General features: G+C 64.3%; 16 protein-coding genes. 7 read left to right on the plus strand and 9 right to left on the minus strand.

Features of this window, described 5'->3' with window-relative positions; all coding sequences use genetic code 11:
• The first annotated feature begins 19 nt into the window (after positions 1-19).
• Positions 20-175, plus strand: coding sequence for a hypothetical protein (locus tag CFE42_RS14845; RefSeq protein ID WP_170816395.1), 156 nt, complete (start codon positions 20-22; stop codon positions 173-175).
• 110 nt (positions 176-285) lie between these two features.
• Positions 286-1,149 (plus strand): DMT family transporter, encoded by an 864-nt coding sequence (locus tag CFE42_RS14850; RefSeq protein ID WP_004628422.1) that lies wholly within the window; start codon positions 286-288, stop codon positions 1,147-1,149.
• A gap of 23 nt (positions 1,150-1,172) precedes the next feature.
• Here CFE42_RS14850 and CFE42_RS14855 read toward each other — a convergent pair whose 3' ends face one another.
• The 4 genes from CFE42_RS14855 to CFE42_RS14870 form a co-directional block, all read right to left on the minus strand.
• Positions 1,173-2,513 carry an ATP-binding protein gene (locus tag CFE42_RS14855; RefSeq protein WP_052035678.1) on the minus strand — a complete coding sequence of 447 codons (1,341 nt, stop codon included), beginning with the start codon at positions 2,511-2,513 and terminating at the stop codon, positions 1,173-1,175.
• Positions 2,489-3,154, minus strand: coding sequence for a response regulator transcription factor (locus CFE42_RS14860; RefSeq protein ID WP_004628419.1), 666 nt, complete (start codon positions 3,152-3,154; stop codon positions 2,489-2,491). The genes CFE42_RS14855 and CFE42_RS14860 overlap by 25 nt, the downstream gene beginning before the upstream one ends.
• A 149-nt stretch (positions 3,155-3,303) precedes the next feature.
• Positions 3,304-3,693 (minus strand): hypothetical protein, encoded by a 390-nt coding sequence (locus CFE42_RS14865; protein WP_004628416.1) that lies wholly within the window; start codon positions 3,691-3,693, stop codon positions 3,304-3,306.
• Positions 3,694-3,799: 106 nt separating this feature from the next.
• A complete protein-coding gene (locus tag CFE42_RS14870; RefSeq protein ID WP_004628414.1) occupies positions 3,800-4,234 on the minus strand; it encodes a universal stress protein in 435 nt (144 codons plus the stop codon).
• A gap of 182 nt (positions 4,235-4,416) precedes the next feature.
• Here CFE42_RS14870 and CFE42_RS14875 point away from each other — a divergent pair, with 182 nt between their 5' ends.
• A complete protein-coding gene (locus CFE42_RS14875; RefSeq protein WP_004628413.1) occupies positions 4,417-4,860 on the plus strand; it encodes a thioesterase family protein in 444 nt (147 codons plus the stop codon).
• Positions 4,861-4,969: 109 nt separating this feature from the next.
• Complete coding sequence (locus tag CFE42_RS14880) at positions 4,970-5,191, plus strand: hypothetical protein (RefSeq protein WP_004628412.1); 222 nt, start codon at positions 4,970-4,972, stop codon at positions 5,189-5,191.
• Between the two features lie 85 nt (positions 5,192-5,276).
• On the opposite strand, the gene CFE42_RS14885 is transcribed toward CFE42_RS14880, so the two are convergent.
• From CFE42_RS14885 to CFE42_RS14895, 3 genes are read right to left on the minus strand one after another with little or no spacing between them, the layout of a single operon-like run.
• On the minus strand, positions 5,277-5,912 hold the full coding sequence (locus CFE42_RS14885; RefSeq protein WP_004628410.1) for a hypothetical protein: 636 nt from the start codon (positions 5,910-5,912) through the stop codon (positions 5,277-5,279).
• Positions 5,909-6,565: a type VI secretion system amidase effector protein Tae4 gene (locus tag CFE42_RS14890; protein WP_004628408.1), complete on the minus strand. Its 657-nt coding sequence runs from the start codon at positions 6,563-6,565 to the stop codon at positions 5,909-5,911. The genes CFE42_RS14885 and CFE42_RS14890 overlap by 4 nt, the downstream gene beginning before the upstream one ends.
• Positions 6,562-7,137, minus strand: coding sequence for a PAAR domain-containing protein (locus CFE42_RS14895; protein WP_004628407.1), 576 nt, complete (start codon positions 7,135-7,137; stop codon positions 6,562-6,564). Before CFE42_RS14895 ends, CFE42_RS14890 begins: the two co-directional genes overlap by 4 nt.
• A 452-nt stretch (positions 7,138-7,589) precedes the next feature.
• On the opposite strand from CFE42_RS14895, the gene CFE42_RS14900 reads away from it, so the two are divergent.
• Positions 7,590-7,874, plus strand: a complete 285-nt coding sequence (locus CFE42_RS14900; RefSeq protein WP_004628404.1) for a hypothetical protein — start codon at positions 7,590-7,592, stop codon at positions 7,872-7,874.
• A gap of 117 nt (positions 7,875-7,991) precedes the next feature.
• A complete protein-coding gene (locus CFE42_RS14905) occupies positions 7,992-8,648 on the plus strand; it encodes a VOC family protein (protein WP_004628403.1) in 657 nt (218 codons plus the stop codon).
• A 14-nt stretch (positions 8,649-8,662) separates the two neighbouring features.
• On the opposite strand, the gene CFE42_RS14910 is transcribed toward CFE42_RS14905, so the two are convergent.
• Positions 8,663-9,547 carry a LysR substrate-binding domain-containing protein gene (locus tag CFE42_RS14910; RefSeq protein WP_004628401.1) on the minus strand — a complete coding sequence of 295 codons (885 nt, stop codon included), beginning with the start codon at positions 9,545-9,547 and terminating at the stop codon, positions 8,663-8,665.
• Between the two features lie 353 nt (positions 9,548-9,900).
• Between CFE42_RS14910 and CFE42_RS14915 the strand changes: the two genes are divergently transcribed.
• The gene (locus CFE42_RS14915) at positions 9,901-11,631 is read left to right on the plus strand and encodes a GMC family oxidoreductase N-terminal domain-containing protein (RefSeq protein ID WP_004628399.1); all 1,731 of its coding nucleotides are present in this window, start codon (positions 9,901-9,903) and stop codon (positions 11,629-11,631) included.
• Positions 11,632-11,914: 283 nt separating this feature from the next.
• Here CFE42_RS14915 and CFE42_RS14920 read toward each other — a convergent pair whose 3' ends face one another.
• A complete protein-coding gene (locus tag CFE42_RS14920; protein ID WP_004628397.1) occupies positions 11,915-12,823 on the minus strand; it encodes an amino acid ABC transporter substrate-binding protein in 909 nt (302 codons plus the stop codon).
• Positions 12,824-13,021: the final 198 nt, after the last annotated feature.

Below are 13,021 nucleotides of genomic sequence, written 5' to 3' on the forward strand. Positions count from 1 at the left end.
CCCAGAGACCCTCGTCTTCATGTCACGACTTCACGCCACCCTCCTCGCTGCCGGCCATCGCGCTCGCGTGGATGACGTGTGCGTGCAGCCCGGGCCCCTCCCTCCTCCTGTCGTCTCGTCGGGCTACGACGTGATCGGCGCACCGCCGCCGCCACATCTGCCCGCGCTCGGCTGACTCCCAGCCGCTTCGTTTCCGGTTGACCTGAACCAGGCTCGGGCACACGCCCGAGGCAGGCGCCTGCCTGCGCGCCGGAACCCGACATCTCTATTCGACAGGTGAGTGGTATGCGTTCCATGCAAGCCGCGCTGGCAGGCTCCGGCGCGACGGTTCTATTCGTGCTGCTGTGGAGCAGCGGTGCAATCTTTGCGGAGATCGGGGTGCAGCATGTCCCGGCGTTCGCGTTTCTGGTTGGGCGCTTTGCGCTCGCGTCTTTGGTGCTGGCGGGCCTCCGCCTCCGGCGCGGGCAGTGGTGGGCGGCGCCGGGATCACGGCTGAAGGTAGCCGCCACCGGTGCATTGCTGACCGGCGGCTATTCGATTTGCTATCTTCTCGCGCTCGACTCCGGCCTCACGCCCGGGCTGCTGGCCACGGTGCTCGGCGTGCAGCCGCTGCTCACGCTGCTGGTGACCGAGCGCACGTGGTCTGCACGGCGGATGGCCGGCCTCGTGCTCGCGCTGGGCGGCCTCTCGCTTGTAGTGGGTGGGGCCGACGCGCGCCAAGTGCCAATGGCCGGCTTCGGCTATGCGTTTGCCGCGCTCCTCAGCATGACGCTGGGCGCCATCGGCCAGAAGCGGCTGAACCAGTCGCCCATCGATACGCTGCCGCTGCAGAACGCGGTGAGTCTCGTGCTGTGCATGGGGTTTGCCATCGCGCATCCCGCGCAATCGCTGGCGTTCACGCCCATCCTGCCCGGCATCGCTGCCTTGTTGTGGATGGGCGTGGTGATGTCGGTGGGTGCGCAGTTGCTGTTCTACCGGCTCATGCAGCACGGCAACCTCGTCAACGTGACGAGCTTGTTCTACCTCGTGCCGGTTGTCACGGCGCTGCTGGATGATCTTGTGCTGGGGCATCGCCTTGCGCCCGTTGCAGTGGCGGGGATGGCGATGATTCTGCTGGGGTTGGCGGTGGTATTCCGGGTGCGGCGGTAGAGCGGTGTGCGGTTGCCATTGCATTAGGCGGCTGGCAACCGCACCGTCACCCGCAACCCGCTGGCACGATCATCCGCCTCGCCGAGTTCCACTTCCCCGCCGAGTCGCCGCACCACCGTACTCACGATCGACAACCCGAGCCCCGAGCCGGTCGCCTCGTTGCCGAGCACGCGATAGAACGGGTCGAACACGCGTGCGCGTTCGTCGATGGGGATGCCGGGGCCGGTGTCCTGCACGGCAATCGACACAACCTCCGCGTCAATGGCCACCGACAGGTCGATGCGACCGCCTTCCGGTGTGTAGCGGATGGCGTTGTCCACGAGGTTGCGCACCACGACGAAGAGATCGAGCTCGTTGGCATGCACGCGCGCATCGGCTTCGGTGGTGACGCCCATGTCGAGCTGCTTGGCGTCGGCAAGCGGCATGAGGTCTTCCAGCACGCTGCGGAACACGCTCTGGACGGAGACGGTGCCCGTTGGCACGCCGGTGGCCTCTTGCGCGCGCGCCAGGGTGAGGAGTTGTTCGAGCAGCCCGCGGCTACGCTCGATGCCCTGGCGCAGCGTGCCAAGCCGCGCCTGCGCGTCGGGCGACATCGCGGCCTGCCCGAGCCGCTCGGCCTGCAGCGACAGTGCGGAGAGGGGCGTGCGCAGTTCGTGCGCGGCATCAGCGACAAAGCGGTGCTGGGCGTCCATGGACTGTTGCACGCGCGCGAGCAGGCGGTTGATCGCCACCACGAACGGGCGCACCTCGTCGGGCACGGCTTCGGGCGCGATGGCGTGCAGTTGGCGCTCGTCGCGTTGGTCCACCTCATGCGCGAGCCGCTTGATGGGCGCGAACATCTTGCGCAACACGTGGGCGACGGCCAGCAGCAGGATCGGCACAAGTATCAGGAACGGCATCAACGTGCGCAGCGCGCTGTCGCGGGCGGTTTCGTCTCGCACGGCGGTTTCCTGCGCCACAGCGATGCGCTGGCCGTTGGCGAGCGTGCGGACCCACACGCGGTAGTCGCGTTTGCCCAGGCGTGCGGTCTGCATGCCGTCGGTCAGCACGGGCGGGCTGGCCGCAGGCACCGCGCCGGCCGGCGGCAACACCTGCACGATCACGCGCGCCTCCGTGTCCGAGACCTTGGGCGCGTCGGCCGCCTCGCCTGGTGCGGGCAGGTGGCCGGGGGCGAACATCGCCCCGACCTGGCGTAAGACGTCGTCCTGCAATTCATACGCTTCGCGGAAAGCCGAGGCAAACGCAAAGCCGCCGGCCAGCACCGCCACCGCCACGATGATCACCGACAGCCACACCGATAGCCGCTGCTGCACGGATGCAGCCGCAGATGTGGCTGCTGTCATTGGCCCCTCGGCACCATCCATCCCACTCCCCTGACGTTCTTGATGGCCTGCGCGCCGAGCTTTTTGCGCAGTGCGTGGATGAGGAATTCGACCGCGTTGCTCGCTACCTCGTGGCCCCAGCCGTAGATGCGCTCTTCCAGCTCCGTGCGCGAAAGGATGGCGCCCGGCCGCAGCATGAGCGCCTGCAGCAATGCAAACTCGCGCGCGGACAGGCGTACCGGCTCGGCATCGCCCATGCGCGCTTCGTGCGCGGCGGGATCGAGCGTCAGCACGCCATTGGTGAGCACGGGGCTCGCTGCCCCACCCTTGCGGCGCAGGACGGCGCGCATGCGGGCGAGCAGTTCAACCATCTCGAAGGGCTTGAGGATGTAGTCATCGGCGCCGCCGTCGAGACCGCGTACGCGCTCATCCACCGCATCGCGCGCGGTCAGGATCAGCACCGGGACAGGATTGTCGCGGGCGCGCAGGCTGCCGAGCACTGCATGGCCGTCCTTTCCGGGCAGGCCGAGATCGAGCAGCAGCAGGTCGTAGTGTTGGTGCGCGGCCACATCCAACGCGGTCTGGCCGTTACGCACCCAGTCCACCGCGTAGGCGGCGTCCTGCAGCGCGGCTTCCACGGCCGCGCCAATCATCGGGTCGTCTTCAACTAGGAGGACTCGCATTCAGTGTCGGGTGAACGGTCAGACCGATTGCAGCGCACCGCGCCCCGGGCCTGCCAACTCGGCGGATTCTCCAGAGCGATGGAGGAAGATTCCGCACCAGTCTGCCGAGGCAGACTTAGACGAGCCATAGCCGCCCGGTGGCCGATGCCTTACTGCGCCAGCTGCCGCAACTTCCATTCCCCGCTTGGCTGTTTGCACAGCCACGCGGTCCACTGCTCTTTGCTGCTGCCGCGCGCGAGTTCGCTCTGCAGGCGTCGGCACGATTGGCCGGCGTCGGTCTTCGACTCCAGCGGCGTAATGGTCGCGTCGATGGCGGGCTGCTTGCCCGTCGCCGCAGACGTCCATTGTGCGGGCGTGTTGTCGGCGGTGCTCCTCAGCACATCGCCGATGGCCTTGGTGAACGACTTCAACTCCGTCGGGCTCATCGAGCCGATGATGGTGCTGGCCAGCACGTTGCGGAAATAGGCAAACGACGGCGTGGCAGCAGCAAACAGTGCAGCGCCCGCGAAGGCGAGTGCAAGACGGCGGCGATGCGACATGGGGTCCCCCAGGATGTGAAGAAAAAGGTGCCTTCATCCTAAACCATGCCGCGTCGGGCTGTGGGGGTGCGCGCAGCGGAGCGTAGCTGCGACCGCCCCGCCGCCGTCAAGCCTTGGGCGCCTTCACGAGCACCACCGGGCATTCAGCATGGGCGAGCACCCGGCCTGCCACCGAGCCCATCAGCGCCTCGACGAACACGCCCCGACCATGCGAGCCCATGACGATGGCCGCCGCTCCCGCACCTTGCGCGTGATGCACGATGCGCTCCGGTGGAAAGCCCACGAGTGCGTGCCGCTCGAACGGCACGCCAGCCGCACCCAGGATCGCGCAGACCGAGGCCATGGCGCCGGTGCTTTCCTCCGCGTACCACGCGTCAACCTCTGCCTTGCCGACGAGCGATTTGATGTCGCCGGAGAGGTCCGGCATGCAATGCACGACGTGCACCGTCACGTCGCTGCCGAAGAGCGTCTTGTCGGCAATGCAGCGGGCGGCCGCATCGGAGTAGTTCGATCCGTCCGTTGCCAGTACCAGGGTTTTCATGTGGCCTCCTTGCCGTGTGTGCCGCCGCGCCCGTGCGCGGCTGGTATCTGTTTCCACGGTAAGCGCTGCTGAAAGCGGCGCGTTGATACGAGTCAACGGAAGCACCCGGTGCGATTACGCTGTCAGCGCTTGCACAGGAAGGCAGGCAAAATGCGCAAGTTGACCCAGACGCCGCGCCCCACATGACAACCACGCCATCCCTTTCCGATTACCCGCTGCAGTCGACCGACAAGCTCCGCTACGGCGACACCGACCGCCAGGGCCACATCAACAACGCCGTCTTCGCCACGTACCTGGAAACGGGCCGCGTAGAGATGCTCTTCTCGCCCGACAACCCGCTGGCGGCGCCCGGCTGCGAGTTCGTCATCGCGCAGCTCGTGCTCGACTTCCGCAACGAAATCCTCTGGCCCGGCTCCGTGCAGATCGGCACGCGCGTGGCGAGCGTGGGCCGCAGCTCGGTCAAGCTCGAGCAGGCCATCTTCCAGAATGGCGAATGCGCCGCGACATCGCAATCGGTGATCGTGCAGATCGACGTTGCCACGCGCCAATCAAGCCCCATTACCGACAGCGCCCGCCAGCGTTTGGCTGCGCTTACCGCCACCCCCGCCGGCGCTGAAGCGGAGTGACGCGCGCTGTACGCAAACGAACGCCCGCAGAAAATTTTTAACTTTGCTTGCACTTGCGCCCCTTGCCGGTGGGAAGATGGCTCTCCCGTTCAATCACGCGGAGGTGACCATGGGACTGTTGGATGAAGTGGGCAAGATCGCCGGCGCCGTCGCCGCGGTTGAAGCCGCCGAGAAAGTCGATCCGGATGCCGGCCTGCTGACCAAGGCCGTCGCCGCCGTCGCCGGTTTCAAGGGCGCGGGCGCGCTGGAAGAGATGATCGAAAAGAAGGAGGAAGCCAAGGCCGAAAGCGCCGAGGCGGCTCCGCAAGATGGGGCCGCGCCGCAGGCTTGATTGGCTTGCAGGCTCAAAAGGATTTGGGGGACCCCGCCGGTTGGCGGGGTTTTTGTTTTATCGAACCGATGAGCCCGCTGCGGCCTTATGGTTCAACCCAATTGTCTGGAGCGCATAGCTTCATTGATTTCAAGGGAATTGCTCCAAAGACATTCTCTTTTGGAATCAGGGAGAAGTATTTCCAGTCGGTTTCATTGACGAAAACCTCTCCGCTCTTGCATAGCATGTGTGCCTGCCTTGGTTGTTTTCCGCATGAAGCACCGCCAATTGCACAACGTTGCCATTGAGCAATCATGCCGACAGATTGAGGTTGGCCCTTCTTGAGTTCTGTGTACGTCTGAACATCGCGGGTCGCAATCGCCATATACATGAAGTCCAAGTCCGGCTGTACGGGCCTTGCTGCCTCTGCTCTGAGATACCGTGTGTGTAAATTAAAGACGTAGTGAACAAAGGCTAAAAGAATGGCCACTAGCATTAATGTCGACAAAGTGGCGGCTATTCGACGTGTCGTAGAGTTTCTTTTGCGTGTGAAGAAAAATCCGAGAATCGGGAATGCGAGAACAGTTGCGAGACCCGACAGCAAGGCGGCTTCGAGTTCGGGGCTTGCGCAATCCAATCCGCACCCGGGGTTGTTGTCAAAGGCGGTCATGATGCGTATGACGATCGCGGCAGTTACGAAACCGGTAAATACGAAACCCATTAGCATCATCACGCGCTTCACTTAACCTCCCAAAAGAGAATTTTCTTGGAGTCACCCAAATCAGAGAAGCCAAACGATGATCCAGGGAAGAGCGAATTCATTCCAAACATTCGGCCGACGGTTGCGATTGAGTTAATTGGCCCGCTGATTGTCAACCGCGAGCCGTTCCAAAGATCAATATGGCCACCGCTGGCGTCGCCCGCAGAATCGCTGCTGCGAGACCAGTAGCTATCGAACATGATGATGCCGGTTCTCCCCTTGACCTTCGATTCCCAATCCCTGCCTGTAATGTCTTCCGTTCTACGCAGTCCACAAAACGGGTGCTTGCTCAACCAAGACCCCATCTGATCCGCAAGGACAGCCGTGTACCTACCCTCCATCAGAATGCGCCCAAATTGGTGACCGGGCTTGACTGACACATTCGCAGGCGTGAACGACTTCATTTCTATGCCGACCTTGTGCAACGTCACACTCATCCGAATCGCGCACTGGTTTCCGAAGCCGGGTGGCACGCCGCCGGTCTTGGCATCCCGATAGGGCTCGCCCGTGACGTAGTTGTCCCAAAGGTCGGAAAACTTCACCGCTGGCACGTCGATCTTGCACACCGAGCCCCGCGTTGTATTGGTCCGAACCCGCGCCTTTTGTTTGAGCGGTTTGCGTTGCGCTGCCGTCATGCCTGTGCCTCCGTTTGCTTTGCCAGTGCCTCGTCGCCCCAGAGCACCGTGTATGGCTCTTCACCTTGCGTATCAATGCGCGGCAGCAATCCACTTGCGGGTACCCGCCCTGAGAAAGTGCGGCCGTCTTCGGTTTCGATGTAATACGGGATGCCCTCAAGGGCTGCGGACACGAGATGCGCCTGTTCGTCGTACGAAGAACAGGCATTGAAGTGCCTTGTCGCTGACAGCGCAGTACGCAAAGGGTTACTGCTTTCACCGAACCCCAGTGCAGCAAGCTCATGGTGCTCAAAACTCTGGAAGCTGTCGTTTTGAGACGCAATCATGATTGGCGGAGGCTGGCATTTGCAGATGCAGACGTCCCCCTCGAGTGCCTGCTCTTTCTCCATCATGAAATCGGGCCATCGCGGCCCTTGTGCGGCGATCAAGCCAACGGTCTTGCATGCGTGGCAGTAGACCTTGGCCCCAATGAATGCCAGCGCGGTACCGTTGTGCGTGCAGGTTTCCTCGCCTTCAAGCACTTCAGCTCCGACGGTTGATCCGTCGCCCTTCTTCAGAAAGTTGCGCCTCAAGTTAACCTCCTCGTTGGTGTTAGTCCTCGAGGATTCTCTTGGCCGAACGAAGCACCATGCGGGATTTGGCGAAATATTACGAATAGGATGGATGTATCCGATCGCTATAATCCCCACCGTCACCGCCTTCGCGGTGACCGGGTTTCGCAGCCCATTTCCCTCCAGACGGACAGCCGCTTCCGAGCGGCGTTTTCATGTCCGGTGCTTGCGCACGCCTATGTTTTTTGCGGCGGGCCGGGCAGGGAGACCTTCGGGTCTGCCGGCGAGCTGGAGTGGGCCGGTCTGCGAACCCTGTCGTCAGGCCCGCCACCCTCGTTCGCAGCGAGACCGGGTCTCCTTCAATCCACTCCAGGAGGCCACATGGCTACCGCACTCAGCGGGCATCGCCCCGCGTCTTACCCTTCCCCACCGCCTTGGCGCTGCAGGCTTCCCACACAACCGGGAGGTGCCGCATGTCGCTGACCAAAAACCGCCTCTACCTGGATGGCGCGGTGTCAGCGCGCGCGTTTCTGTGCCGCACGCACAGCGTCATGCGCGACCCTGGGCATTGCCGGCCCGGCAGGCTGCGCGAGCAGCTCACGTATTTTTCGGAAAACGCGTATCCGCCGGCATTCGTGAAAGGCTTTATCGATGCCATCGACGCGTATCTTTCGATGTCGCTCGGGGGGAGCGACGTGGATCCGCACACATGGGAGGTATTGGCCGCCATCGAGCGACGGCAGATCACCGCCGCATAACAACAGACAGAGCCATCCCCGAGACGGGCGGGGATGCCGGCACCACGCCGCAACGCCGTGGAAGGCGCTGTGGCATGCTGGGCCCTCACATTTGAGGCGCATACAGCGGGAGCCATCTTGAAGCTCGATCACATTGCCTTCGTCGCGCAATCGCTTGAGCAGGCGCAGGCCTATGCCGCGCAGCGGTTTGGCGTGGAGCTGCCTGCGGGCGGCAAGCATCCCTTGATGGGCACGCACAACCTGGTCACGCGGATTGCGCCCGGCGTCTTTCTGGAGTTCATCGCCATCGACCCGGAGGCGGCGGCGCCCAACAGGACGCGCTGGTTTGCGCTCGACCGCCTGACGCGGGAAGGCACATTGGAAGAGGCGCCACGGTTGTTCGGCTGGGTCGCGAGCCGTCCGGATCTGGCGCGCAACGTAAGCGAATCACCGCAGCACGAATTGCTCGAAGTGACGCGTGGCGATTTGCGATGGCACTTCTTTCAACGCAGCGACGGCGAAGCGGAAGCGGGCGGTTGCTGGCCCGCACTCATCGATTGGGCCGGCGGCCAAAGCCCGGTCGGCAGGATGCAGGAGGTTGGGCTGCGCCTGAACCAATTCCAACTCGCACATCCGGAGATGCCGGGCATCCGCGCAAAGCTTCAGGGGCTGGGGTGGGATGCTTCCGAACCGGAGAACCGATACGTCGAATTGTCGGAGGCGGCACGGCCGGCTTTGACGCTTGTGCTCGATACGCCGAATGGGCTCGTGCAGATCGAAGGCGGCGGCCTGTAACCGCTGGCCACGGGTCAGGCGGCGCGCCGCTCGCCCACCCGCTGCCGCGTAGAGAACCCGTCGCGCACGCACTGCGCCAACGCCAGCGCCGCCGCACTCGTGCCTTGCGCAGGCAGCAGCAGGCTGATCGCAAACATCGGCAGTTCCGGAAGGCCGGCTTCAGGCCCGAGGATGTCGAGGTCCGCCGGCACCGTCGGCGTCAGCCATGCCGTGACGGCCAGCCCGGTGCGCACCGTGGCGGTGGTCGCTTCAATGTTGCCGCTCTCGAACACCGTGCGCCATTCGATGCCGTGCTCGCCGAGCGCCTTGAGCACGCGGGCGCGGAAGGCGCAGTTTTCATCCACCATCGACAGCGGTAGCGGGCGCTTCGCATGCACGTTGCCGCCGCGCGGGCCGACCCACACCAGACGCTCCACGCACAGGCATTCGCCCGTGGCTTCGTCCACCGGCGCTTCGACCACGGCGACGTCCAGCTCGCCGCGCGCAATGCGCTCCGTCAGCTCGGGCGAGGTGCCGCAGACGATGGTCAACTCCACCGACGGCCACGCTTCGGTAAAGGCCTTGAAGATCGGCGGGAAAACGGTGCCGACCAGGTCGTAAGGCACGCCCAGGCGCACCGGCCCCTGCAGCGGGCGCGCCGCCATGTCGGTCCAGATTTCGTCGTTGAGGGCGAGCAGGCGTTTGGCGCGGCCGAGGAAGCGTTCACCTGCGTGGGTGAGTTCGAGCCGCCGGCCGTCGCGCTCGAACAGGCGGCACTCGAAGGCATCTTCGAGCCGCTTGATCTGCTGGCTGATGGCGCCCTGCGTGAGGTGCAGCGCGTTGGCCGCCACCGTCATGCTGGCGTTTTCCGCCACGGCAACGAAGGTGCGGACGAGGGTGATGTCGAGGTTCTTGGCCATCGCCACATTCTAGAAGCTAATGCTTGGGCACAAAAACCGCATCGTTGCTAATGGCTTGTCAGCGCACGGGGCGGGCGGATCGGTGGCCCGCTGTGTGCGGCATGCCCCGCTGCCAGGGTCGCGCGCAACCGTGTGCCAGTGCGGAATTGCTGCATTGCCGCATGTCGCAATCGCCACCAAGGCAACGGTCTGCCAACTGCAGCGTGCGGGTTTGCTGCATGCCGTCGAGCGATGCCTCTAATGCGGGTAAGCCCGGTCGTTTGAAACAACCCGGCGCGCCTACGATGTGAAGTCGTGACCGGCAACAAGCCGGCGGCGTCGCTCGCCCATTAGAAAACCATCCGGAGACATCCATGGCCAACGATTTGCCCACCTCGGCCCTCACCTTCGATTACGTCATCGTCGGCGCCGGTTCGGCCGGTTGCGCGCTCGCCAGCCGGTTGACCGAAGACCCGGACGTGACGGTCGCGCTGCTCGAAGCCGGCCCGCACGATCATCACCTGTCGGTCTGGGTGCCGGCCGGTTGCGCGGCGTCACTGCCGTTCAAGAACAAGCGCAACTATGGGTTCCAGACCGTACCGCAAGCGGGGCTTGGCGGCCGCCAGGGCTATCAGCCGCGAGGGCGTGGGCTGGGCGGCAGCTCGTCGCTCAACGCCATGATCTACATCCGCGGCACGCCCAGCGACTACAACCACTGGGCGGCGCTCGGCTGCACCGGTTGGAGCTGGAACGATGTGCTGCCCTACTTCAAACGCTCCGAAGGCAACGAACGTTTTGCCGGCCGCGATGACGACGCGCTGCACGGCGGCACCGGCCCGCTTCACGTGAGCGACCTGCGCACCGGTAACCCCATCGCACAGCGCTTTGTCGAGGCCGGCGTGGCCGCAGGCTACCGCCTCAACAACGATTTCAACGGCCCCGACCAGGAAGGCGTCGGCCCGTACCAGGTCACGCAATACAACGGCGAGCGCTGGAATGCCGCGCGCGCCTACCTGCATGGCGGGGACAAGGCCGACGCCACCTTCAGCCGCAATCGCCGCCAGTTGACGGTGTTGCCCGACACGCAGGCCCTGCGGATCGTGTTCGACGGCAAGCGCGCGGCAGGCGTGGTGGTCGAGCGGGCGGGCCGCACAGAAACGCTGCGCGCGCGCCGCGAGGTGATCGTCTCATCGGGCGCGTTTGGCTCGCCGCAATTGCTCATGGCCTCCGGCGTGGGCCCGGCGGAGCATCTGCGCTCGCTCGGCATTCCGGTCGTGCACGACCTGCCCGGCGTCGGCCAGAACCTGCAGGACCACCTCGACATCATCCTGCACAAGAAGGTCTTCAACCTGGATTTGATCGGCTATTCCGCGCGCGGCAGCGCCCGCATGCTGGGCGAGATCCTGCGCTACCGGCGCGAGCGTCGCGGCATGCTGGCAACCAACTTTGCTGAAGCCGGCGGCTTCATCAAGAGCCGGCCCGATCTGGCCGATCCCGATCTGCAACTGCACTTCGTGGTCGCCATGGCTGACAACCACAACCGCACGTTCAACTACGGCCACGGCTATTCGTGCCACGTGTGCGTACTGCGCCCGAAGAGCCGCGGCGAAGTGCGCCTGGCCACCGCCGACACACGCGCCGCGCCGCTGATCGACCCGCGTTTCCTGTCCGACCCCGAAGACATGACCGGCATGCTCGCCGGCTTCCGCGCCGTGAAGAGCATCTTCGCGCAGCGCCCGCTGGCCGACCTGGGCGGGCGCGAGCTGTATTCCGGAAACATCCGCGGCGATGGCTCCGACGACGAAGCCGTGCGCGCCCTGATCCGCCAGCATGCCGACACCATCTATCACCCCGTCGGCACCTGCAAGATGGGCAGCGCCGACGACGCAATGGCCGTGGTGGACCCGGAACTACGCGTGCGTGGCCTGACAGGCCTGCGCGTGATCGACGGCTCCGTCATGCCGACGCTCATCGGCGGCAACACCAACGCCCCGATCATCATGATTGCCGAGCGCGCTGCCGACCTGATGCGCCAGGGCGGACGCCTGACGTTGAATGTGGTGAGCGGCATCCCCGCGCAAGCAGTACCGGCCGAGGTGCATTGAGCAACAAGCCACATCCTGGCGCAAACGCACGCACACCGGTGGTTTGGCCGTTGGAGCCCTAGATGGCGCCTTGAATTTCTGTTGCAGAGAGGAAAAAGGAAGGGAAACTGTCTGAGCGAAACGAGTTTTTCCCTTCCCCTCTCTGCGACATAAATTCAACGAGTCTTTCGCCATCTCGGGCGCGCCTTTCTTTGGCAAGACAAAGAAAGCGAGTCAGCCCCGGCAGGGGATGAAACAAGGGATGGACCAACAACACCCATAGCCACCCCGCGTAAGCAAGACATTAGTTGCCAGCACTATCCGTAGGCGTATTAAACGAATCCCGCAGCAAATAACTCATCGGCACCTCCAGATTCACCCCGTTGGGCGGAATCGGCTGCTGGAACCACTTCTTGTAGAGCTTCGGCACCTCGCCATCGACAATCAGCCGCGTCATCGACTGGTCGATCAGCTTCTTGAACTCCGGGTCCTGCTTGCTCAGCATGATCGCGTACGACGATACGAGCTGCGTCTTGCCCGCCAGGCGGTAGTCCGCCGGGTTCTTGGCCGTGGCGCGCATGCCCGAGAGCAGGATGTCGTCACCGGCAAACGCGTTGGCGCGGCCATCGGCCAGCATCGCAAACGCGCTGCGCAGATCGTTGGCATCGACCACCTGCATCGTCATGCCCGTCTCGTTGAGCTTGCGTGCGAGGTCGGCATTGGTCGAGCCGCGCGCGGCCACTACCGTCTTGCCGTTGAGGTCTTCCCATTGCTGGATCGGCGAGCCGGTCCTTACCAGCATGCGGCCCTTGGTGATGTAATGCGGAATCGTGAAGGCGACCTTCTCACGGCGCTCGCGTGAGTTGTTGGTCGAGCCGCATTCCAGGTCGGCCTTGCCCGAAGCGACCACGTCCATGCGCGTGGCGGCTGTCACCGGCACGTACTGCACCTTCAGGTCAGGGCGCTTAAGCGAGGTCTTGATCGAATCGATCAGCCGCGTGCAGATGTCGATGGCATAGCCGACCGGCTTGCTGCCATCGAGGTACGAAAAAGGAATGGAGTCTTCCCGATACGCCACATGCACCGTGCCCGAGTCGCGGATGCGATCGAGCGTCGGGGTAGCGGCAACGGCGTTGGACGGGAAGAAGGCGGTGGAAACAGCAGCGGGAACGGCAAGCGCGGCCAGCAGCCACGTGCGCGCAGCGAACGGCATCGTCAAAGGTCCTAGGAGAGGTTCGGGCTTCTAATGGCCAGCCGACCGCATCGGGGCCCTATCGACGCGGCGGTGCGCGCAATCGATTGCCAGGCGACGTCCGCCCGGCTGCGCAGCATTGGCTGGGGCGCGCCGTCACTCCCCCCGGGGAATGCCAAAGCGTGAAGCAATGTCACGCGCCGCCATGGGCGCGCATTA

Source organism: Ralstonia sp. PBBBR1 (genome assembly GCF_002256165.1).
GTDB classification, from domain to species: domain Bacteria; phylum Pseudomonadota; class Gammaproteobacteria; order Burkholderiales; family Burkholderiaceae; genus Ralstonia; species Ralstonia thomasii.

Coding starts and splice junctions, on each gene's coding strand:
- CFE42_RS14850 (WP_004628422.1), top strand. CDS start 286: ATGCGTTCCATGCAAGCCGCGCTGGCAGGCTCCGGCGCGACGGTTCTA.
- CFE42_RS14875 (WP_004628413.1), top strand. CDS start 4,417: ATGACAACCACGCCATCCCTTTCCGATTACCCGCTGCAGTCGACCGAC.
- CFE42_RS14860 (WP_004628419.1), bottom strand. CDS start 3,154: ATGCGAGTCCTCCTAGTTGAAGACGACCCGATGATTGGCGCGGCCGTG.
- CFE42_RS14910 (WP_004628401.1), bottom strand. CDS start 9,547: ATGGCCAAGAACCTCGACATCACCCTCGTCCGCACCTTCGTTGCCGTG.
- CFE42_RS14915 (WP_004628399.1), top strand. CDS start 9,901: ATGGCCAACGATTTGCCCACCTCGGCCCTCACCTTCGATTACGTCATC.
- CFE42_RS14845 (WP_170816395.1), top strand. CDS start 20: ATGTCACGACTTCACGCCACCCTCCTCGCTGCCGGCCATCGCGCTCGC.
- CFE42_RS14920 (WP_004628397.1), bottom strand. CDS start 12,823: ATGCCGTTCGCTGCGCGCACGTGGCTGCTGGCCGCGCTTGCCGTTCCC.
- CFE42_RS14900 (WP_004628404.1), top strand. CDS start 7,590: ATGTCGCTGACCAAAAACCGCCTCTACCTGGATGGCGCGGTGTCAGCG.
- CFE42_RS14870 (WP_004628414.1), bottom strand. CDS start 4,234: ATGAAAACCCTGGTACTGGCAACGGACGGATCGAACTACTCCGATGCG.
- CFE42_RS14865 (WP_004628416.1), bottom strand. CDS start 3,693: ATGTCGCATCGCCGCCGTCTTGCACTCGCCTTCGCGGGCGCTGCACTG.
- CFE42_RS14855 (WP_052035678.1), bottom strand. CDS start 2,513: ATGGATGGTGCCGAGGGGCCAATGACAGCAGCCACATCTGCGGCTGCA.
- CFE42_RS14880 (WP_004628412.1), top strand. CDS start 4,970: ATGGGACTGTTGGATGAAGTGGGCAAGATCGCCGGCGCCGTCGCCGCG.
- CFE42_RS14890 (WP_004628408.1), bottom strand. CDS start 6,565: ATGACGGCAGCGCAACGCAAACCGCTCAAACAAAAGGCGCGGGTTCGG.